The sequence below is a fragment of the Micromonospora sp. NPDC049274 genome, from assembly GCF_040678875.1.
GTDB lineage: Bacteria > Actinomycetota > Actinomycetes > Mycobacteriales > Micromonosporaceae > Micromonospora.
The window spans coordinates 647,697-668,397 of sequence record NZ_JBFAQS010000001.1; the positions used below are offsets into that span (position 1 = coordinate 647,697).

The 20,701-nt window shown below is 73.3% G+C and carries 21 protein-coding genes; 11 read left to right on the forward strand and 10 right to left on the reverse strand.

All coding sequences use genetic code 11. The features are described 5' to 3' along the window. Positions 1–130 precede the first annotated feature (130 nt). Entirely contained in the window at positions 131–817 is a 687-nt protein-coding gene (locus tag AB0K10_RS02960; RefSeq protein ID WP_007456408.1) for an IclR family transcriptional regulator, read from the reverse strand. Positions 818–866: 49 nt separating this feature from the next. Here AB0K10_RS02960 and leuC point away from each other — a divergent pair, with 49 nt between their 5' ends. From leuC to AB0K10_RS02980, 4 genes are all read left to right on the forward strand, one after another. Further along, on the forward strand, positions 867–2,312 hold the full coding sequence (gene leuC, locus AB0K10_RS02965; protein ID WP_363679346.1) for a 3-isopropylmalate dehydratase large subunit: 1,446 nt from the start codon (positions 867–869) through the stop codon (positions 2,310–2,312). Positions 2,313–2,327: 15 nt separating this feature from the next. Further along, positions 2,328–2,915, forward strand: a complete 588-nt coding sequence (gene leuD, locus AB0K10_RS02970) for a 3-isopropylmalate dehydratase small subunit (protein WP_363679348.1) — start codon at positions 2,328–2,330, stop codon at positions 2,913–2,915. Positions 2,916–3,087: 172 nt separating this feature from the next. Next, the gene (locus AB0K10_RS02975; RefSeq protein ID WP_363679350.1) at positions 3,088–3,738 is read left to right on the forward strand and encodes an HU family DNA-binding protein; all 651 of its coding nucleotides are present in this window, start codon (positions 3,088–3,090) and stop codon (positions 3,736–3,738) included. A gap of 144 nt (positions 3,739–3,882) precedes the next feature. Continuing rightward, on the forward strand, positions 3,883–5,871 hold the full coding sequence (locus AB0K10_RS02980; protein ID WP_363679352.1) for an endonuclease/exonuclease/phosphatase family protein: 1,989 nt from the start codon (positions 3,883–3,885) through the stop codon (positions 5,869–5,871). A gap of 72 nt (positions 5,872–5,943) precedes the next feature. Here the strand turns inward: AB0K10_RS02980 and AB0K10_RS02985 are convergent, their stop codons facing one another. From AB0K10_RS02985 to cofC, 5 genes are all read right to left on the reverse strand, one after another. Further along, entirely contained in the window at positions 5,944–6,822 is an 879-nt protein-coding gene (locus AB0K10_RS02985; protein ID WP_363679354.1) for an NUDIX hydrolase, read from the reverse strand. Continuing rightward, positions 6,810–8,330, reverse strand: coding sequence for a CYTH and CHAD domain-containing protein (locus AB0K10_RS02990; protein WP_363679356.1), 1,521 nt, complete (start codon positions 8,328–8,330; stop codon positions 6,810–6,812). Before AB0K10_RS02990 ends, AB0K10_RS02985 begins: the two co-directional genes overlap by 13 nt. 24 nt (positions 8,331–8,354) lie before the next feature. Continuing rightward, on the reverse strand, positions 8,355–10,727 hold the full coding sequence (locus AB0K10_RS02995) for an RNA degradosome polyphosphate kinase (RefSeq protein ID WP_363679358.1): 2,373 nt from the start codon (positions 10,725–10,727) through the stop codon (positions 8,355–8,357). Positions 10,728–10,781: 54 nt separating this feature from the next. Then, positions 10,782–10,979: a cold-shock protein gene (locus tag AB0K10_RS03000; RefSeq protein ID WP_363679360.1), complete on the reverse strand. Its 198-nt coding sequence runs from the start codon at positions 10,977–10,979 to the stop codon at positions 10,782–10,784. 67 nt (positions 10,980–11,046) lie between these two features. Continuing rightward, the gene (gene cofC / locus AB0K10_RS03005; RefSeq protein WP_363679362.1) at positions 11,047–11,685 is read right to left on the reverse strand and encodes a 2-phospho-L-lactate guanylyltransferase; all 639 of its coding nucleotides are present in this window, start codon (positions 11,683–11,685) and stop codon (positions 11,047–11,049) included. A gap of 126 nt (positions 11,686–11,811) precedes the next feature. On the opposite strand from cofC, the gene AB0K10_RS03010 reads away from it, so the two are divergent. The 5 genes from AB0K10_RS03010 to AB0K10_RS03030 all read left to right on the forward strand — a co-directional run bounded on the left by AB0K10_RS03010 (position 11,812) and on the right by AB0K10_RS03030 (position 16,661). Then, positions 11,812–12,546: a lysophospholipid acyltransferase family protein gene (locus AB0K10_RS03010; protein WP_363679364.1), complete on the forward strand. Its 735-nt coding sequence runs from the start codon at positions 11,812–11,814 to the stop codon at positions 12,544–12,546. Further along, entirely contained in the window at positions 12,543–13,550 is a 1,008-nt protein-coding gene (locus AB0K10_RS03015) for an NAD(P)H-dependent glycerol-3-phosphate dehydrogenase (protein WP_363679366.1), read from the forward strand. Before AB0K10_RS03010 ends, AB0K10_RS03015 begins: the two co-directional genes overlap by 4 nt. Before the next feature lie 8 nt (positions 13,551–13,558). Continuing rightward, a complete protein-coding gene (locus AB0K10_RS03020; protein ID WP_363679368.1) occupies positions 13,559–14,677 on the forward strand; it encodes a cystathionine gamma-lyase in 1,119 nt (372 codons plus the stop codon). Between the two features lie 8 nt (positions 14,678–14,685). After that, entirely contained in the window at positions 14,686–15,465 is a 780-nt protein-coding gene (locus AB0K10_RS03025; RefSeq protein WP_363679370.1) for a putative protein N(5)-glutamine methyltransferase, read from the forward strand. 146 nt (positions 15,466–15,611) lie between these two features. Beyond that, positions 15,612–16,661, forward strand: a complete 1,050-nt coding sequence (locus AB0K10_RS03030) for an ROK family protein (protein ID WP_363679372.1) — start codon at positions 15,612–15,614, stop codon at positions 16,659–16,661. A gap of 118 nt (positions 16,662–16,779) precedes the next feature. Here AB0K10_RS03030 and AB0K10_RS03035 read toward each other — a convergent pair whose 3' ends face one another. Then, positions 16,780–16,980: a DUF397 domain-containing protein gene (locus tag AB0K10_RS03035; RefSeq protein WP_363679374.1), complete on the reverse strand. Its 201-nt coding sequence runs from the start codon at positions 16,978–16,980 to the stop codon at positions 16,780–16,782. A gap of 5 nt (positions 16,981–16,985) precedes the next feature. Next, a complete protein-coding gene (locus tag AB0K10_RS03040) occupies positions 16,986–17,831 on the reverse strand; it encodes a helix-turn-helix transcriptional regulator (protein WP_363679376.1) in 846 nt (281 codons plus the stop codon). Between the two features lie 274 nt (positions 17,832–18,105). Between AB0K10_RS03040 and AB0K10_RS03045 the strand changes: the two genes are divergently transcribed. After that, a complete protein-coding gene (locus AB0K10_RS03045; protein ID WP_363679378.1) occupies positions 18,106–18,324 on the forward strand; it encodes a hypothetical protein in 219 nt (72 codons plus the stop codon). Positions 18,325–18,497: 173 nt separating this feature from the next. Beyond that, positions 18,498–19,598 (forward strand): D-alanine--D-alanine ligase family protein, encoded by a 1,101-nt coding sequence (locus tag AB0K10_RS03050; protein WP_363679380.1) that lies wholly within the window; start codon positions 18,498–18,500, stop codon positions 19,596–19,598. A 78-nt stretch (positions 19,599–19,676) separates the two neighbouring features. On the opposite strand, the gene AB0K10_RS03055 is transcribed toward AB0K10_RS03050, so the two are convergent. Both AB0K10_RS03055 and AB0K10_RS03060 read right to left on the reverse strand, forming a co-directional pair. Continuing rightward, positions 19,677–20,390 carry a DUF3515 family protein gene (locus AB0K10_RS03055; protein WP_363679382.1) on the reverse strand — a complete coding sequence of 238 codons (714 nt, stop codon included), beginning with the start codon at positions 20,388–20,390 and terminating at the stop codon, positions 19,677–19,679. Further along, positions 20,391–20,624 carry an Lrp/AsnC ligand binding domain-containing protein gene (locus tag AB0K10_RS03060; RefSeq protein WP_007456453.1) on the reverse strand — a complete coding sequence of 78 codons (234 nt, stop codon included), beginning with the start codon at positions 20,622–20,624 and terminating at the stop codon, positions 20,391–20,393. Between the last annotated feature and the right edge of the window lie 77 nt (positions 20,625–20,701).

Below are 20,701 nucleotides of genomic sequence, written 5' to 3' on the forward strand. Positions count from 1 at the left end.
CCCGCCCCACCCACCCACCCCGGTTGATCATGAAGTTATTGCCACCGACCACGGCGTGTCGTGGCAATAACTTCATGATCAACGATGCCGGGGGTGGGGTGGGGGTGGGGGGTGGGGTGGGGTAGCGGGGTTAGAGGCCGGAGAGGCGTTGGCCGGCTCTTACTACCGCCATGGCGTGGCGTTCGCCGGGGCGGCGGCCGAGGCGCTCGATCGGGCCGGAGATGCTCACCGAGGCGATCACTCGCCCGGTGCGGTCGCGGATCGGGGCGGAGACGCTCGCCACACCGGCCTCGCGTTCGGCGACGCTCTGCGCCCAGCCTCGGCGGCGGACCTCGGCCAGGGTGCGACCGGTGAACTTGCTGCGCGGCAGCAGCGGCATGACCGCCTCCGGAGGCTCCCAGGCGAGCAGGATCTGGGCCGCCGAGCCGGCGGTCATCGGCAGCACCGAGCCGACCGGAACGGTGTCCCGCAGGCCGCTGGCGCGCTCCGCCGCCGCCACGCAGATCCGCTCGTCGGCGCGGCGCAGGTAGAGCTGCGCGCTCTCACCGGTGGCGTCGCGCAGCGCGGCAAGCAGCGGCTCGGCTGCGGTCAGCAGGACGTCCGGCGCCGCGTTGGCCAGCTCGCCCAGCCGGGGGCCGGGACGCCAGCGCCCCTGGGTGTCCCGGACGAGCATCCGATGGATCTCCAGTGCCTGTGCCAGCCGGTGCGCGGTGGCCCGGGGCAGCTTCGTGCGTTCAACGAGTTCGGCCAGGCTGGCGCCGTCGACACAGGCGGCCAGGATGACCACCGCCTTGTCGAGAACGCCGACACCGCTCATACTGTGTCCCACAAGCCGAAACTTACCTCCCAGAATTTAGGATGTCCAGATGGTGGGAGTCACTCCTGAGCCGAGGACCCTGGCCGAGAAGGTCTGGGACGCGCACGTCGTACGGTCCGCCGCTGGTGAGCCGGATCTGCTCTTCATCGACCTGCACCTGCTGCACGAGGTGACCAGCCCGCAGGCGTTCGACGGGCTGCGGCTCGCCGGGCGCCGGGTGCGCCGTACCGACCTGACCCTCGCGACCGAGGACCACAACACCCCGACCGGGTACGCCGATCCGGCGTTCCGGCTCCGCCGCGGTGACCTGCTCACCATCGCGGACCCGACGTCGCGTACGCAGATCGAGACGCTGCGCCGCAACTGCGCCGAGTTCGGCGTGCGGCTGCACCCGCTCGGCGACGAGAACCAGGGCATCGTGCACGTCATCGGCCCGCAGCTCGGTGTCACCCAGCCCGGCATGACGATCGTCTGTGGCGACTCGCACACCGCCACCCACGGCGCGTTCGGCGCGCTCGCCTTCGGCATCGGCACCAGCGAGGTGGAGCACGTGCTGGCCACCCAGACGCTGCCACAGAGCCGACCGAAGACCATGGCCGTCACCGTCACCGGCCAGCTCGCCCCCGGCGTCACCGCCAAGGACCTGGTGCTCGCGCTGATCGCCCAGGTCGGCACCGGTGGGGGTCGCGGGCACATCGTCGAGTACCGCGGCGAGGCCATCCAGGCCCTCTCCATGGAGGGGCGGATGACGATCGCCAACATGTCCATCGAGTGGGGCGCCAAGGCCGGCATGATCGCGCCTGACGAGACGACCTTCGCGTACCTCAAGGGTCGGCCGAACGCGCCCCAGGGCGCGGACTGGGACGCGGCGGTGGCCTGGTGGCGGACGCTGCCCACCGACGAGGGCGCACGCTTCGACGCCGAGGTGACCCTGGACGCCAGCCGCGTCACCCCGTTCGTGACCTGGGGCACCAACCCGGGGCAGGGCGCGCCGCTGAGCGCGCCGGTGCCCGACCCGGAGGAGTTCGTCACCGACTCGGAGCGCGCCGCGGCCCGCCGCGCCCTGGAGTACATGGACCTGCGCCCCGGCACCCCGCTGCGGGACCTGCCCATCGACGTGGTCTTCGTGGGTTCCTGCACGAACGGCCGCCTGGAGGATCTGCGGGCCGCCGCCGACGTGCTGCGCGGTCACCGGGTCGCCGACTCCGTTCGAATGCTCGTGGTGCCCGGGTCCGCCGCCGTCCGGGAGGCCGCCGAGGCCGAGGGCCTGGACAAGGTCTTCGCCGACGCCGGCGCCGAGTGGCGGTTCGCCGGCTGCTCGATGTGCCTGGGCATGAACCCCGACACGCTCAAGCCCGGCGAGCGCTCCGCGTCCACCTCCAACCGCAACTTCGAGGGCCGGCAGGGCCGGGGTGGTCGTACCCACCTGGTCTCCCCGCCGGTCGCCGCCGCCACGGCCGTGGTCGGGCGGCTGGCCGCCCCTGCCGACCTGTAGAAGGGACTCCAGGAGATGGACAAGTTCACCACCCACACCGGGACGGCCGTACCGCTGCGCCGGTCCAACGTGGACACCGACCAGATCATTCCGGCCGTGTACCTCAAGAGAGTGACCCGGACCGGCTTCGCCGACGGGCTGTTCAACGCTTGGCGGGAAGACCCGGCATTCGTTCTCAACGATGAATCCTATTCCGGTGCGTCGATCCTCATCGCCGGTCCGGAGTTCGGCACGGGCTCCTCCCGGGAGCACGCCGTGTGGGCACTGCGCGACTGGGGCTTCCGCGCGGTGGTGGCTCCACGCTTCGGTGACATCTTCCGCGGCAACGCGCTCAAGGAGGGTCTGCTGCCGGTCGAGTTGGAATTGAAAGCTGTCGAGGAGTTGTGGGATCTCGTCGAGGCGGATCCGACCACTCCGGTGACCGTCGACCTGACCGCCCGACAGCTCCGAGCCGGGGACGCGACCTGGTCGTTCCCGCTGGACGACTTCAGCCGGTGGCGGCTGTTGGAGGGCCTGGACGACATTGGACTCACCCTCCGCCACGCCGCCGACATCGACTCGTACGAGGCGTCCCGACTGCCGTTCCTGCCCTCGGTGGCATAGCCGTACGCGCGCCCGCACAGCGGAATTCGCCCCCACCGGTCCGACCGGCGGGGGCGAATCCGTTACGACACAAGGGCTTTTTTCCACCGAATGTTTGTGTCCAGGCAGCACAGGGCATACGGTGCGCGCAGAATGGCTCGCGTCGAGTCAGTTGCACAATCGGGAGGAAGTCGTGAACAAGGCCGAGCTCATCGAGGCGCTCGCCGTTCGCCTGGGGGACCGGAAGACGGCGACGGCCGCGCTCGACGCGGTCCTCACTGAGGTCCAGGCGGCGGTCACCAAGGGCGAGAAGGTGGCGATCACCGGATTCGGAGCATTCGAAAAGCGTGTGCGTGGCGCACGAACAGCGCGCAACCCGCGTACCGGCGAGGCGGTGAAGGTCAAGAAGACCTCCGTCCCGACCTTCCGCCCCGGCGCCGGGTTCAAGGAGATGGTGGCCAGCGGCAAGGTGCCGAAGGCCACGGTGGCGGCGAAGAAGACCGCCACCACCACGGCCAAGACCGCCGGCACCAAGGCGGCGGGCACCAAGGCCACCGCCACCAAGGCGGCAAGCAAGAAGACCGCCCCGGCCAAGGCGAGCAAGACCACCACCACCGCCGCGACCAAGGCGGCAAGCAAGAAGACCGCCCCGGCCAAGGCGAGCAAGACCACCACGGCGACCAAGACGGCCGCCAGCAAGAAGACCGCTCCGGCGAAGAAGACCGCCGCGGCGACCAAGTCCGCCACGGCGAAGAAGACCACCGCGGCGGCGAGCAAGAGCACGGCGGCCAAGAAGGCGCCCGCGAAGAAGGCTCCGGCCAAGAAGACGGCCAGCAAGCGCTGACCGCCTGTCCGCCCAAAGGGCGTCCACCGTCTCGGTGGGCGCCCTTTGCGCGTGCCGAGACCGTTGACCCGGCCGGGCCGTACGCGCAGAATCGCCGTGCCGGCCCCCCTGAGGGACCGGTCCGCCGACGGAAATGGGGCGCCGGTGCGCTATCGCCAGCTCACCACCGGGTCGCTCGCGCTGGGCGTCGTTCTGCTCATCGACGTGCTGCGCGTGTGGCTACCCGGCATCATCACCATCTTCGGGCAGGCCGCGTCCACCCCTGCGGAGTTGATGGGCGCGTTCGCGCTCGGCTGGTTCGTCCTGGCGATGGCCGCGCCGGCACTGGTCCGGCGGGTGGGCCCTCGTTGGGTCGCAGGCGCCGCCGCCGTGCTGCTGGCCGTTGCGCGGCTCGCGCTCACCAGCACCCCCGGCGGTCGGCCGCAGCTCTGGTTGGCCACCGCCGGTCTGCTCGCCGGCCTGGTCTGGTTGGTGGGTGTCGCCGGGTGCACCGATCGTCCGGTGCCGGGACTGGCCCTGGGGTTGGCGGTCAACGCCGCCGTGCACGCGATCCTGGACACCTACGACCTCGTGTGGCGGGGCGGTTGGGTGGCCTGGCTGCTCAGCGCGGTCGCGGTGGCGCTGTTCCTGCTCGGCACGGCGCTGACCATGGCGTTGCCCGCCGCGTCACCGGGTCCGGGTGGCGCCCGGTCGTGGCTGCTGGCCGGGCCGGTACTGCTGCTGGCCGGCATGGTGGCTCTCGCTCCGGCCCTTGCCGAGGCCGGAATGTCGTACCTGGTCGCCGGTGGCGACGTCGCCCGCTCACCGCTGTTCGGCCTGGCGCCGGTGCCGCTGGCGGTCGGCGCGTTCCTGCTGACGGCTCTGGCCGGCCCGACCCGACGGTGGGGCCGACCACTCGGGCCGGTGGCCCTGCTGACGGGCGTGGTGCTCTTCGCCCTCGACCGTGGCGACCTGCTCGTCGCGGCCATCCTGCTCACCGCCGTCGGCCTCGGCGCCTGCCTCGCCCGTACCGACGCTCCGAGCCGTACCGAGGCCACCACCACCGACGCCGCAGCGGCCGATGCCGCCGACGCCACCGAGGCCGCGCCCACCGACGCCGCCGCAGGCCATGCGGGAGCCACAGGCGCGGACGACACCCGCCGAGCTGAGGCCCGCCGGGGGTACGCGGTCGCCGCCGGCATGCTGCTCTTCGTGCTGGGGGCGGTGGGCTACTACTCCGCCTACGACCTGGGCTACCCGAACGCGGCGGTGCCGGTGGTGGTGGCAGTGGTGGTAGCCGCCGTGGCCCTGGCCGCCCGTCCATCGGGCCACTGGCGTCCCGGGCCGCTTCCGCCGCTGCGGACCGCCGGCGCGGTCGCCGCGCTGGCTCTGCTCGCGCCGCTGCTGGCCGACGAGGTGGCGGTGGCGAGCAACCGGGAGGGTCCGCCGGAGCGGTTGCGGGTGGTGGCCTACAACATCCGGATGGGCTTCGGGTTGGACGGCCGGTTCGACCTGGCCGGGCTGACCACCGCGATCGCCCGCCAGCGACCCGATGTGGTGCTGCTCAGCGAGGTGGACCGGGGCTGGCTGCTCAACGGCGGCCACGACACGCTGGATCTACTGTCCGACCGGCTCGGCATGCCGTACGTGTTCGGGCCGGCCGCCGACCCGGTCTGGGGTGACGCGGTGCTCAGCCGGTGGCCGGTCAGCGACCTGCGGTCCCGCTCGTTGGCGTCCCTCGGGGCGCCCACCGGAGCGCAGGCTCTCGCCGTCACCCTGGACCTCGGCGACGGCGTGCGTACCGCAGTGGTGAGCACCCACCTGCAACCGCCGCCCGACGCGGGTCCGGTGGCGCAGGCCCGCGCGGTCGCCGACTTCGCCCTCGGGTACGCGGCCGGCCGGCCGCTCGTGGTGGCCGGCGACCTGAACACCGAGCCGGGCGACGAGGCGTTCGAGCAGTTCACCCGGGCCGGTCTGGTCGACGCGTTGTCTGCCGCCCGGCCGCTGGCGACGAGCCCCGCCGACGATCCGCGCCAGCAGATCGACCACGTCTTCGTCTCGCCCGGCCTGGCCCCGAGCGACCCGGTCGCACCGCGCGGCGAGGCCAGCGACCACCTGCCGGTGGCGGTGACCCTCACCCTGCCGCCCCGCTGACGCCCGCCGGAGGGCGTGCGAGCCCACCGCCACCGACGGTTGGCGGCGAGCCGACGGGCCGCGAGCCGGCCGTTACAGGCGGTCGGTGGCGAGCAGTCGGTCGCCGTCGAAGGCGAGCAGCCAACCGCCGCCCTTCGGGGTAGTGAAGTCCTCGTCGGCGCGGCCGGTCAGTTGCTCCAACGCGCCCGGCAGCACCTTGCCCTGGCTGCACACCGCCACCTGCCCGCCGGCGCAGGCCAGCTCCAGCAGTTGGGCGGCGGTGGCGAGCACCCGCTCGTCGCGTTGCTGACCCGGCTGCGGCTCGTCCAGGTCGCCGCAGATCTCGATGGGGAGGTCGAGCAGCGCGGCCGCCGGGTCCAGGGTCTGCACGCAGCGGCGCGGCGAGGCCGACAGGAGCCGGGCCGGCCGGACCACGGCGATCAGCGGCGCCAGGGCGTACGCCTGGGCCCAGCCCTCGGCGTCGAGCGGGCGGGCGGTGTCCGGGCCGCTCCAGGTGGCCCGTTTTCCGGCATGGCCGTGCCGGACCAGCGCGACGGTCGCGGTCACCGGCGGCAGCCCGGCGAACGCGGCCAGCACCTCGGCGTCGTGCGGGTAGCTGACCAGTCGGATCGCGTCGTCCACGGCGAGCCACCGGATGTCGTCGACCTCGGTGCCCGGCTGGAAACCGCCTTCGGCGACCGCGAGCATCGACCAGTAGTCGACAAGCTTGGCCTGCCCCTCGCTGCGGTAGCGCACCGACGGCAGCCGCACCTGCGGCACACCCCGCACGTCGGCCTCCTCGGCCACCTCCCGCACCGCGGCGACAAGCGGATGCTCGCCCGGTTCGAGCTTGCCCTTGGGTAGCGTCCAGTCCCCGTAGCGCGGGCGGTGCACGACGCACACCCGTACGCCGTCGGCTGTCGGTCGCCAGCAGACCCCGCCGGCAGCCCGAATGCCCGTCACGGCAACCATCTGGTCCGCCGTCGCCGGGTGGCCCGGTGCCACGCGGCGGGGAACCGGGCCCGCATCAGGCGGACCGTGTGGCGTTCCCGCTCGGCCAACCGCCCGGCGGTGACCGCCAGCTCGTGGTCCTCCGGCCGCTCGGCGGCGAGGGCGAGCCAGGTCTCGGCGGCCACCGCGGCGTCCTGGTGTTCGCCGAGCACGTCCTGGACGCCTGCCAACGCGCGGGCCAGCCGCCGTGCGTCCCTGCCGACGGCCGGGAGCACGGCGGTGACCGCGTAGCGGGCCTGCTTGCCCTCCTTGCGGACGGCGTGCCAGCGGTCGTCGGGGGCCGACGGGTCGAGCCCGTCCACGCCGTCCGGGCCGGCGAGCCGCCGCCAGGGGCGGGCCACCAGCTTCGGTAGCGTCCGCGCCGCGGGGGCGGCCGCCCGGCGGGTGAGCCGGGGCGCGCGGGCGGCCAGCACGAGGGAGTCCACCAGGGCCAGGTAACGCGGCGAGCGCAGCGCCTCGTCGATGGCGGCGTGCGCCTGCCGCTGCCGTTGCGCGAGTGCCTCGTCGAGCCGGTCCACCGCGCCCGCGTCGAGCGGGCTGAGCGGGTCGGCGGTCGCGGTGCGCCGCAGCCTGTCGCGCAGCACCTCGGCGTCGCGGGCCGCGCCGAGCACCCCGGCCAGCCAGCGCAACTCGTCGCGGAGGGGCCGGGCCCAGCTCCGACGCACCAGCGGCCGGAAGGTGCGCAGGTCGCTGCGCAGCCGTCGGCAGGCCACCCGCATCTGGTGTACGGCGCTGTCGCCGCCGTCCGTCGAGGTGCGCATCCGCACCAGCGGGTCGTGCGCCAGGAGCCGGCCCGCCTCCTTGCGAACCGCCTCGGTGACCAGCTCCCCGGCGCTCGGGTCGGCCGGCAGACCGCCCGGCCCGACCAGGTCGGGTTCGGACTGCGCCACCTCCCCCAACGCGCGTACGTGCTTCGGCGTGAACGAGCCGCCCCGCGCCCCGGCCTCGCGCAGCACGCCGCCGATCCGGTCGAGCAACTTGCGGTCGCCGGTCTTCCGTTCGACCTCCACCTCGCGAAACGTGGCGGTGGCGGTGCCGGCGTCGTCGAGCACTGTCACCCGGTCGTCCACCACCTCGGCGAGCACCGTGCCGGCCCGGTCGCACACCTCGTGGGCGTGCCGGACGGTGCGGACGACAGTCACGGGCGCCAGCGGCGCGCCCCGATGCAGGGCGGTGACCAGCTCGACCAGCTCCGGCGGAGGCTGCCCGACCGGCCCGGGGCGGGAGATCTCGTGCCGGACGCCGGGCGTACCGGTGGGCAGCTTCACCGTCCACGGCAGCTCGTCACCCTCGCGGTGGCGCAGCGACGCCCCGGCGCGGGCCAGCCGTAGGTCGACAGTGTCGAGGTAACGGGCGACGAGCGTCACCGGTGGCAGCTCCCGGACCCGACCGCCGACCGGGGCCACGGCGGACAGGTCCGGCAGCACGAAGCTGTCGTCCACCTCGTACTTCTGCTCCTCCTCGACCATCAGCTCAGCCTATGCCGCGATCGGTCAGCCGGCCGTGCCACCGACGCGGCGCAGCAGCAGTTCCTGCAGATGCACCCGGGCCGCCTCCTCGCCGGCGGTACGTCTCGTCCAGGTGCCGTCGCCGGCCAGCTCGAACGCGTCCACGTCCGGGCTCATCGCGGCGGTCAGCACGTGGTCCAGCTCGGCACGGGCGACCGGATCGGTCACCTGCACCAGCGCCTCCACCCGCCGGTCCAGGTTGCGGTGCATCAGGTCCGCCGAGCCCATCCAGAACTCGGCCTCGCCGTTGTTGCCGAACCGGAAGACCCGGGAGTGCTCCAGGAACCGGCCGAGGATCGAGCGGACCCGGATGTTCTCCGACAGCCCCGGCACCCCCGGGCGCAGCGTGCACATGCCCCGGATGAGCAGGTCGACGTGGACGCCGGCCTGGGACGCCCGGTACAGCGCGTCGGTCACGCCCTCGTCGACCAGCGAGTTGACCTTGAACTGGACCAGGCCGGGCATGCCCAGCCGGACGTGCGCGATCTCCCGTTCGATGCGTTCGATGAGGCCGCTGCGGATGCCCTGCGGGGCGACCAGCAGCCGCCGGTACGCGGTCTGCCGGCTGTAGCCGGTCAGCACGTTGAACAGGTCGGTGAGATCCGCCCCGATCTCCGGGTCGGCGGTGAGCATGCCGAAGTCCTCGTACAGGCGGGCGGTCTTCGGGTGGTAGTTGCCGGTGCCGATGTGGCAGTACCGGCGGATCTGGTTGCCCTCCTGCCGGACCACCAGCGCGGTCTTGCAGTGCGTCTTGAGCCCCACCAGGCCGTACACCACGTGGCAGCCGGCGCGTTCCAGGGTGCGGGCCCAGCCGATGTTGGCGACCTCGTCGAAGCGGGCCTTCACCTCGACCAGCACCACCACCTGCTTGCCGGCGGCGGCCGCGTCGACGAGCGCGTCGACGATCGGCGAGTCCCCGCTGGTGCGGTAGAGGGTCTGCTTGATGGCAAGCACGTTGGGGTCGGCGGCCGCCTGCTCGATGAAGCGCTGCACGCTCGTGGCGAACGAGTGGTACGGGTGGTGCACCAGGATGTCCCCGTCGCGCAGGGTGGCGAAGACGCTGCGCGGCACCTCGCCCTCGGCGAGCCGGGGATGTGTGGCCGGCACGAACGGCGGGTCCTTGAGGTCGGGGCGGTCGGCCTCGCCGTACACCTGCCACAGCGCGGACAGGTCCAGCAGACCGGGCACCCGCAGCACGTCCTGGTCGTCCATGTCCAACTCGCGGACGAGCAGTTCCAGTACGTGGTCGGAGATCGAGGCGGCGACCTCCAGGCGGACCGGCGGCCCGAACCGGCGCCGGGCCAGCTCCCGCTCGAGGGCCTGGAGCAGGTCCTCGTCGCGGTCCTCGTCGACCTCCACCTCGGCGTTGCGGGTGACCCGGAACAGGTGGCACTCGACCACCTGCATGCCGCTGAACAGCTGACCCAGGTGCACGGAGATCAGGTCCTCCACCGGCAGCATCCGCACGCCCGGCTGGTCCCGGTCGACCCGCACGAAGCGCGGGACGTTGTTGGGCACCTTCACCCGGGCGAACAGCTCGGACCCGCCGTCCGGGTCGCGAACCGCCACCGCCAGGTTCAGCGACCGCCCGGAGATGTACGGGAACGGGTGCGCCGGGTCCACCGCGAGCGGGGTGAGCACCGGGAAGATGTGCTCCCGGAAGTAGGTGCGCAGCCGCTCCCGCTCGGGGCCGCCCAGGTCACCCCAGCGCAGGATGCGGATGCTCTCGTCGGCCAGCCGGGGCAGGACGTCGTCGACGAAGCAGGCGGCGTGCCGGGCGACCAGCTCGGCGGTCCGTTCGGCGATCAGCTCCAGCTGCGTGCGCAGGGGCAGCCGGTCCCCGCCGCGCACCGGCAGGCCGGCGGAGAGCCGCCGCTTCAGGCCGGCGATCCGCACCATGTAGAACTCGTCGAGGTTGCTGGCGAAGATCGCCAGGAACTTGGCCCGCTCCAGCAGGGGGGTGCGCTGGTCCTCGGCGAGGGTCAGCACCCGCGCGTTGAAGTCGAGCCAGGACAGCTCCCGGTTGAGGAAGCGGTCCTCCGGCAGCGGGGGAGCAGCAGGCGGGTCGTCGTCTGCGTCACCGTTGGTGGGGAGGCCGGTGGAGAGGCTGCCGGAGGTGCCGGGCAGGGCCGCCCCGGCCGCCGGGCCGTCCGTCGCCGTGGGAGGCACGCCGGACTCGATGACCTCGTCGAGCCCGGAGGAGGCCGCGCCCGGGTCGTCGGCGAGAGTGTCGGCGCGGGCGGCGCCGGCCCGTTCGGCCCGGGACGGGCGGAAACGACCGTCGGTGCCGCGGACGCGGGCGCCGTTGCGGGGGTCGGTGGCGGGAGGGGTGACCGGATGCTCGCGAGGGGTGCTCACCCGCTCATAATCACCCGATTCGAGTTAACGCAAAATGAACTTGGCCTCGCCAGCTCAGTTCATCGTCGGCAATGTCACCCGGACGACCTCGCCGTCGGGATCGGTGTCGATGCGGACCCGCTGGCCGAGGCGGAGCAGTCGTAGGCCGGAGGCGTCGAAGGCCCGGGCGGGGAAGCGCAGCTCGGTGCCGTCGTCGAGCAGCAGGACACCGCTGCGCGTCGCCGCGTCGTAGGTGGCCACCGTGCCCTGCATGCTGGCACCGTACACCGGCGGGGTCGACTCGTTTCAGCATGCCGGGCAGCCGGCGGCTCAGCTCGTTTCAGCGCGCCGGGCAGCCGGCGGCGAGGAGCGCGGCGGTGCGCGGGCCCAGCCCGAGCCGCTCGGCGGCGGTCAGGTCCTCGGCGGTGTCCACGTCCCGCCGCAGGCTGGGCCAGTCGCCGGTCAGCGGCAGCGCCCCACTCGCCGCGTGCGCCGCCGCCGACCCGACCCCGAACCGTGGGTCGAGGTCGACACCCGGCGGCGCGGCGAGCAGCACCGTCCCACCGCCGGGGGCGTCCGCCACGAACCGGCGTACCCCTTCGGAGTCGTGTTGGGCCGCGAGCAGCGCGTCGGCCAGCTCGGCCGGGCGCAGCGCCGGCAGGTCGGCGGTGAGCCCGGCCACCCACCGCCCGGGGGTTTGTGCCGCGCCGTGCCGGAACGCCGCGTTCAGGCCGGCGTCCGGCACGTCGGGCAGCGTCCGCGCCCCGGCGGCCCGCGCCGCGGCCGCCACCCGTGCGTCGTCGGTCACCACCAGGGCCTCGGCGACCGCCGGGCAGGCCAGCACCGCGCGGAGCGTGTCGGCCGCCAGCGCCAGCGCCAGCTCCTCATGCGGTACGCCGGGCAGCGCGCCCCGCAGCCGGCTCTTGGCCGCGGCCAGACGCTTCACCGGCACCACCACGGCCCACCTCGGCTCACTCACGTCCGCAATCCTGCCAGCCGGACGACGGGACCCTCGCTGGCCGTACCGGGGGCGAGCAGGCATGATTTCCGCTGCGGGTGTCGCGGGTGAGGCCCGCGGCGGGTCGGGGCGCGACGAGGAGGCACAGTGGCACGGCGGAGGCTGGGGTTCTGGCAACGGTTCGCCGTGGGGCTGGTCAAGCCGGTGATGACCGTCTGGACCCGGCGGACCTGGCGTGGCCAGGAGCACCTCGCCTCCGACGGTGGGATGATCATCGTCGCCAACCACATCTCGCACGCCGACCCGCTGGTCTCCGCGCACTTCATCTACGACTCCGGGCGGTGGCCGCAGTACCTGGGCAAGGCCAGCGTGTTCCGGGTGCCGGTGGTCGGGTGGATCCTGCACCGCTGTCGGCAGATCCCGGTCGAGCGCGGCAGCGTGGACGCCGTCCGCTCGCTCGACAAGTCGATCGCCGCGCTCGACGAGGGGGGCGCGGTGGTGATCTACCCGGAGGGCACCACCACCCGGCAGCCGGACCTGTGGCCGATGAAGGCCAAGACCGGCGCCGCCCGGCTGGCCCTCGCCACCGGCGCACCCGTGGTGCCGCTGGTGATGTGGGGGCCGGAGCGGATCTTCGACCCGCGGACCAGCCGGCTGAACCCACGCCCCCGGATCCCGGTGACGGTGGTCGCCGGCGAACCTGTCGACCTGAGCCGCTGGGCGGGCGCTCCGCCGACCCGGGCCACCCTCGAGGAGATGACGGACGCCATCATGCTGCGGCTGCGGGACATGCTCGTCGAGATCCGTGGCGGCACGCCGCCGCCGTTGTGGGAGCGACCCACCCGACCGTCCGTCGAGCGCCACCACGGTGAAGCGGCATGAGCGGCCACGTCGCGGTGCTGGGCGCCGGCTCCTGGGGCACCGCCTTCGCCAAGATCCTGGCCGACGCGGGGCGGGACGTGACCGTGTGGGCCCGCCGCGCCCCGGTGGCCGAGAGCATCCGCGCCGAGCGGCGCAACCCGGAGTACCTGCCGGACCTGCTGCTGCCCGCCCGGGTCACCGCCACCACCGACGCCGTCGAGGCGATCAGCGGCGCCGAGGTGGTGGTGCTGGCCGTACCGTCGCAGACCCTGCGCGGCAACCTCGCCGAGTGGGCCGGGCACCTGCACCCGGACGCCACCCTGGTGTCGCTGATGAAGGGCATCGAACTCGGCACCACAAAACGGATGAGCGAGGTCATCGTCGAGACCGCCCGGGTGGCCGCGGACCGGGTGGTGGTGGTCTCCGGCCCGAACCTCGCCCCCGAGATCGCCGCCGAGCAGCCGGCCGCCACGGTGGTCGCCGGCACCAACAGCGACCGCACTGCCCTCGTGCAGTCGTCGATCCGGACGCCGTACCTGCGGCCGTACACCAACGACGACGTGATCGGCTGCGAGCTGGGCGGCGCGGTCAAGAACGTGATCGCGCTGTCGTACGGCATCGCCACCGCGATGGGCTTCGGCGACAACACCCGAGCCATGCTGATGACCCGGGGGCTGGCCGAGACGGCCCGCCTCGGTGTGGCGCTCGGCGCGGACCCGATCACCTTCGCCGGCCTGGCCGGCATGGGCGACCTCGTCGCCTCCTGCTCGTCCCCGCTGGCCCGCAACCGCACCTTCGGCGAGCACCTGGGCCGGGGCGAGACGCTGGAGCAGGCGCAGGCCGCGACGCGGCAGACCGCCGAGGGAGTCAAGAGCTGCCTCGCGATCCGTGACCTGGCTCGCGCCCACGGTGTGGAGATGCCGATCACCGAGCACGTCGAACGGATCTGCCACGAGGGGATGGACCCGCGCCTCGCCGTGGACACGCTCATGAGCCGAACCGCCAAGCCCGAGTCGTACGAGTGAGGGAACCGATGAGCGAACTGGGAGACGGCACCCGCTGCGTACGCGCCGGCCTGCCCGAGCCGGCACCGGGTGACCCGTTCCTGCCCGGTCCGGTCTTCGCCGCGCCCTACCACCTCGACCCGTGGCAGGGCCAGGGCACGTCGCCGAACGGCTACGGCCGCCCCGACAACCCGACCCGGCGGCTGCTGGAGGCCGCCGTGGGTGAGTTGGAGGGCGGCGACTGCCGGGTCTTCGCCAGCGGTCAGGCCGCCATCACCGGTACGCTGCTCACCCTGCTGCGCCCGGGGGACACCGTGGTGCTGCCCTCCGACGGCTACTTCCCCGTCCGGGCGTTCGCCACCGCCGTGCTGGAGACGATTGGCGTGCGGGTGGTCTTCGTGCCGACCGTGGGCCCGTACCCGTCCTTCGAGGGGGTCCGGCTGGTGCTGGTGGAGACCCCGGCCAACCCGGGTCTCGACGTGGTGGACGTGGCCGCCCTGGCGGAGCGGGCGCACGCCGCCGGCGCCCTGCTCGCGGTCGACAACACCACCGCCACCCCGCTCGGGCAGCGCCCGCTCGACCTCGGCGCCGACCTGGTGGTGGCCTCCGGCACCAAGGCGCTCACCGGCCACTCCGACCTGCTGCTGGGCTACCTGGCCAGCCGGTCCGCCGAGGTGATCGAAGCGGTGACGCTCTGGCGTACCGGCACCGGCTCGGTCCCGGGCGCGTTCGACGCCTGGTTGGCGCACCGGTCGCTGGCGACCCTCGACCTGCGGCTGGCACGGCAGAGCGCGAACGCCGCCGCCGTCGCCGATCTGCTGGCGGCCCGGCCGGACGTGACAGGTCTGCGCTGGCCGGGGCTGCCGGCCGACCCGGCGTACGCGGTGGCCTCGGCCCAGATGCGCCGGATGCCCGGGGTGCTCTCGTTCGACCTGGGCGACGCCGACCGGGTGGCCCGCTTCGTCGAGGCCGCGCGACTGGTGGCGGCGGCCACCTCCTTCGGGGGTCTGCACACCACTGCCGACCGGCGGGCGCAGTGGGGGGACGACACCGCCCCCGGCTTCGTCCGGCTCTCCTGCGGTGTGGAGGACACGGCCGACCTGGTGGCCGACATCACCGCCGCCCTGGACACCGCCCGACCGGCCTGAGGGATCCTGTGACGGTCACCGATCAATCCGCCCTGGTACGGCGGCTGCGCGCCGCCGGCTGCGTGTACGCCGAGGACGAGGCGGAGCTGCTGGTGGCTGCCGCGGACTCCCCGGCGACGCTTGCCGATCTGACCGCCCGCCGCGTGGCCGGCGAGCCACTGGAGTACCTGCTCGGTTGGGCCGAGTTCTGCGGCCTGCGGATCGCCGTCGACGCGGGCGTCTTCGTGCCCCGCGGCCGGACGGCCCTGCTTGTCGACCTGGCCGTCGAGCTGACCGGCTCGACGCCCGCAGTGGCCGACCTCTGCTGCGGCTCCGGGGCTACCACTGTCGCGCTGGCACGCCGGCTCGCGCCGCGCTGGCTCGCCGCCGCCGACATCGACCCGGCGGCCGTCGCCTGCGCCCGCCGCAACCTCGCCGGTCTGCCCGCCGAGGTGTACGAGGGCGACCTGTTCGCGCCGCTGCCGCCGCGCTGGCGGGGGCGGCTCGACCTGGTGGTGGCAAACGCCCCGTACGTGCCCACCGACGCGGTGGCGCTGATGCCGCCGGAGGCGCGGCTGCACGAGGCCCCGGTGGCTCTCGACGGCGGGCCGGACGGGCTCACCGTGCTGCGCCGGGTGGGCGTCGACGCGGCGCACTGGCTGGCGCCCGGTGGACACCTGGTCGTCGAGGCCGGCACCACGCAGACCGATGCGCTCTGCGACGCGTTCCGCGCCGCCGGGCTGGTCCCGAGCGTGCGGCACGACGAGGACCGGGACGCCACAGCGGTAACCGCCCGCCGCCCAGCCTGAGCTCGCCCGTGGGCGGGGGACAGCGACTCAGGGTGTCGCCGGGGCTCGACGGGTACCCCCAACCCGGTTTCGGCGGGCGGGCGTGGCGGGGGAGCGGGGTTGGCACTAGCCTCGGCTCACACTCACGAGGGCGGGAGGCGGTTTCGGTGGGCAGCGCAGGGGTGCCGGTGGTCGTCGGCCTGGACAACGGTGGCACCAGCAACAACGCCACCGTGCTGACGGTGGACGGCCGGTTCCTGGTGGACGGGCTGTTGGAGATCCCCAGTGAGGTGCGCGCCGGGCCGGACGCGGCGATCGAGGCGCTGGCCCGGGCGCTGGACGGTGCCCTGGCGCAGACCGGCGTGCCGCGCGAGTTGGTCCGGGCGGTCGGGCTGGACACGCCCGGCCCGGCCAGCGCCACGGGCGTCATCTCCTCGCGCGGCTCGACCAACTTCTCCCAGCCGGCCTGGCGCGGCTTCGACGTGCGGGGGGCGCTCCAGCGGCGGCTGGGCCTGCCGGTGATCTACCACAACGACGGCAACGCGGCCGCGCTCTACGCCCACCACGTGTACTTCGGCGACGAGGCGATGAGCCGCTCGTCGGTTTCGGCGATCGTCGGCACGGGCCTCGGCGGTGGGGTGGTCGAGAGCGGCAAGGTGATCGCCGGCGCGGCCGGGATGGCCGGCGAGCTGGGCCACGTGCACATCCCGCTGAACGGGCTGCTCGGCCCGGGGCAGTCGGAGCCCACCTGCGCCTGCGGCTTCACGGGCGACGTGGAGAGCGTCGCCTCGCTGACCGGTATCGAGCGCAACCTGCTGCCGTACTGGCTGACCCGCCATCCCGAGCACCCGCTGGCCGCCGAGCCGGTGGCGCGGGCGGCGAAGCTCGTGCGGGGCTACGGCGAAGCCGGTGACGAACTGGCCCGTGGCCTCTTCACCCAGCAGGCGATGGCGCTGGGTCGCCTGTTCACCGTGGCGGCCAACTTCACCGACCCGCACGCGTACTTCGTGGGGGGTGGGGTGGTCGAGGCGGCGCCGGAGTTCCGCGACTGGTTCCTGGCGGCGGTCCGCGAGCACACAGTCCTGCGCGAGGAGCAGGCCGCGGTGGCCACCTTCGCGCTGGTGCCGGACCGCGACATGGCCGGTGCCCGGGGTGTGGCGATCGCCGCCCTGGAGGCGCTGCGCGCGGTGCCGGAGCCCCGTCCGCTGGTCGCCTGAGTTCCCGCTCGTCGGCCGGGCCCGCTTGCCTGAGCGTCCTCATCCGCGCCCGCGCCCCGCTGATCGGGCGGACGGCCCGGTCAGCGGGGCGCGGTGTGGTCGCGGTCGCGCGCTCCGGTCAGGGGCGTGGCGGAGCCTGGGCGAAGGCGGCCCAGGCCGCCGGGGGGAACAGCAGGGCCGGCCCGGCCGGGTCCTTGGAGTCGCGGACGGCCACCAGTCGGGGGATCGTGGCCACCTCCACGCAGGCGCCCTCATCGCCGCTACGGCTGCTCTTGCGCCACGCCGCCGCGGCCAACGCCGCTGTGATCGTCGGTGTCATCGGTCCTACCATCCCTTCAGGACTGACAGGAGCATCGCCCGGCTGTCCGCCGGACTGAGCGCGACGCTGCGCAGATGCTCCATGATCTTGGCGCAGGTACGTGTCTCGCCCGCGCGGTCGAGGATCATCTGACCGGCGACGGTCTCCACCGAGGCGATGATCGGGTCCTCCGGGTCGGCGAACTCCAGGATGTGCAGCGAGCCTCGGGTGCCCCGGTGGTAACCGGCGGAGAGTGGGATCACCTGGACGGTGATGTTGGGCAGTTCGGCCATCTTGACGAGGTGCCGTAGCTGGCCGTCCATCACCGACGGGTCGCCGACCGGGCGCAGCAGCGCGCCCTCGTCGATGATCGCGTCGAGGATGGGTGGTGTGTCGGCGGTGAGCCGCACCTGGCGGTCGAGGCGGACCTTGACCCGCTGCTCGACCAGCTCATCGCTGAGGGTGTGCGGGCCGCCCCGCATCACGCCGCGGATGTAGTCGGCGGTCTGCAGCAGCCCGGGCACCACCGACGGCTCGAAGTTGGCGATGGCGGTGGCCTCCGCCTCCAGGGCGATGAAGTCGATGGTGCGCGGGTCGAGCAGGTACGAGTACGACACCCACCAGCCCGGTTTGCGGGCGTCCTTGGCGAGTTGCACCGCGGCGGCCACCTCCTCGGAACTCACCCCGTACGAGGTGAGCAGGGCGCGCACGGTGGCCGGGCTGATCAGCGTCTGGGCGTTCTCGTAGCGGGAGAGGGTGCTGCGGGTGCTGTTGATCTCATCCGCGGCGGTCTCCAGTGTCAGCCCGGCGGCTTCCCGGTGGTGGCGCAGGGCGATGCCGAGTCGGCGGGCGCGGGCGGTCTTCGGGGCCATGCATCGATGGTCGCACACATTCATGGGAACGGGTACATGAGAGATGGGCGATGAGAGTTGCATTCACGGCTGTAGACGTGTCAATCTGTCATCGCGTCCTCACCGCCGGTTGTCGTGGCGACGGTGGTGGTGAGCGACCGGAGGGGATAGGGCGCGCGGTGATCGGGTTTCTCCCCCGTACCCGATCGCCGCGTGCCGCCCGTTCGAGCCTGCCGGAAGGAGACGACGTGCGTACCGATCCGAAGTCTCTCGCCGCGCAGCACGAGGTCCGGCGATGACCCGTTTCCTGGTCGTGCTCACGGACGTGCGTCCCGTCGAGGGCATCGACCGCAACGAGCGGGTCGCCCCCGAACGCCGCCGCCAGGTGGTCGGCGCCAGCAGCAGGGAGGCCGCCGACCGGATCGCCGGGGCGTTCATGGCGCTCGGTATGGTGCGGGCTGGCCGGCAGCGGGTGAAGGTGATCGCGGTCGGCCGGCGGCACACCGGGGACTGAACGGCCCCGGGGCGTTCAGTAACGCACCGTATATGCTCTGTTGACCGATTGCCGTGTCGGTCCGTGGCTCGCCGGGTATCGCCCCGCCTGATCGCCACGCACAGTAAGGTCAACCGCGTGAGCGCCACCGGCGAGCACGACCAGCCGCAGTCGCGTACGAAGAGGTGACCGGAGTGACCACCCCAGGCAAGACCCGCGTGGCGATCGTCTTCGGCGGTCGCAGCCCGGAGCACGGCATCTCCTGCGTCAGCGCCGGCAGCGTGTTCGGCGCACTCGACCCCGACGAGTACGAGGTGGTGCCGGTGGGCATCACCCGCGCCGGCCAGTGGGTCCTGACCAGCGGCGATCCCGCCCAGCTCGCCATCAACGCCCGCCAGCTTCCGGAGATCACCGCCGACTCCGGCGCGGACATCGTGCTGCGCGCCGACCCGACCGGCAACGGGCTGATGGTGCTCGACCCGACCGAGGGCCCGCGGGCGCTTGCCGACGTGGACGTGGTCTTTCCGGTCCTGCACGGCACGTACGGCGAGGACGGCACCATCCAGGGCATGCTGGAGATGGCCGGCATCCCCTACGTGGGGGCGAACGTGTTCGCCTCCGCCGCCGCGATGGACAAGGAGTTCACCAAGAAGCTCTGCGCGGTCGAGGGCATCCCGGTCGGCGCGTACGCGGTGCTGCGCAACGGGATGACGCTGGGCGAGCAGGACAAGGAGCGGCTCGGCCTGCCGGTCTTCGTCAAACCGTCCCGCGCCGGGTCGTCGTTCGGCATCACCCGCGTCACCGACTGGGCCGACCTGGACGCGGCGGTCGCCACCGCCCGGCAGTTCGACCCGAAGGTCATCATCGAGGCCGCGATCGTCGGCCGCGAGATCGAGTGCGGAGTGCTGGAGGGCGAGGCCGGTGGTGCCCCCGAGGCGTCCGTGCTGGCCGAGGTGCGGGTCGTCGCCGACCACGACTTCTACGACTTCGAGGCGAAATACCTCGACGACTCCTGCGAGTACGACATCCCGGCCGGGCTGCCGGACCGGGTGACCCGCCAGGTGCAGGAGTACGCCGTCCGCGCGTTCACCGCGCTGGACTGCGCCGGCCTGGCCCGGGCCGACTTCTTCGTCACCCCCGAGCTGGACGTCTACCTCAACGAGATCAACACGATGCCCGGGTTCACCCCGACGTCGATGTTCCCCCGGATGTGGGCGGCCTCCGGCCTGGAGTATCCCAAGCTGGTCAACCGGCTGATCCGTACCGCCCAGCGGCGCGGCGTCGGCCTGCACTGAGCCAGCGGCCTCGACGCGCGGCCCGGCGCACGGGCCGCGCGCCAGCGGAGCCGCAGGGGCCGGCCGTGGGTCAGTGGATCAGCTCTGGCAGCCGGCGGGGATGGCGCCGCCCGAGGGCACCGACGCCACGATCGCGCTGGAGATCGGCGAGGCCCACTGCAACGGCTGCTCGTACGAGCGCGGGATGCGGACGGTGACAGGCGTCTCCCGGTCGACAGTGGTGAGCACCGTCACGTCGGCCTCCTCGACGGGGTGCCAGCAGACCCGATTAACCATCCAGACCTCGTCGGTGGCCGGGACTGTCGGTTTGGTGCCCCCACAGGCCACGGTGAGCGCGGGGTCGCCGTACGCGGCGTTCTGCTCCGGACCCGCGGTGACCGGGCGCTGGGCCAGCTCACGGATGGTCTGCGGCAGTTGGGAGAGCAGCGCGCGGCAGACCGTTGCCGGGCGCTCGGCCAGCGCGGGGGCGGCCATCTCGACCGGAGCGGTGGACTGCACGCGTGCGGTGCTCGCCGAGGGGCTCGGCGCGGCTGCCGGCGTGTCCGGGGCGAGCTTGGCGAAGGCCAGCACGGCCACCAGCAGCGTGACCGGCAGCGCGATCAACGTGGCCAGCAGGGCGGCGCCCCGAATGGTCCGGTCCCGGCCGGCCGGCGCGTCGGCGCCCGGGTCGGCGCTCTCGCGGATACCGTCAGCCGGCTCGGGCGTTCCGCCAGTCGGCTCGCCGTTCCCGGCAGCCGGCTCGCGGTTTCCGGCGTCGTCCAGGGCAGCCGAGGAGGTCGTCATCTCGTCCACTTACAGCCGCACCACCGAACATGTGAGGGTGCGGGTGATGCCGGGCACCATCTGCACCTTGCTGACGATCAGTTTGCCGAGCTCGTCGACGGTGTTCGCCTCGGTGAGGACGACCACGTCGTACGGCCCGGTGACGGCGTCGACGCGTACCACGCCGGCGATGTCCGCGATGAGACCCGCCACGTCACGTGCGCGGCCCACCTCGGTCTGGATGAGGATGTACGCCTGTACCACGACTCGACCTCCGTCCGTCGCCGCCCGGGAGCGGCCCGAAGGGTGAAACTACCTTACGGACCAGGTCTGATCCCTAT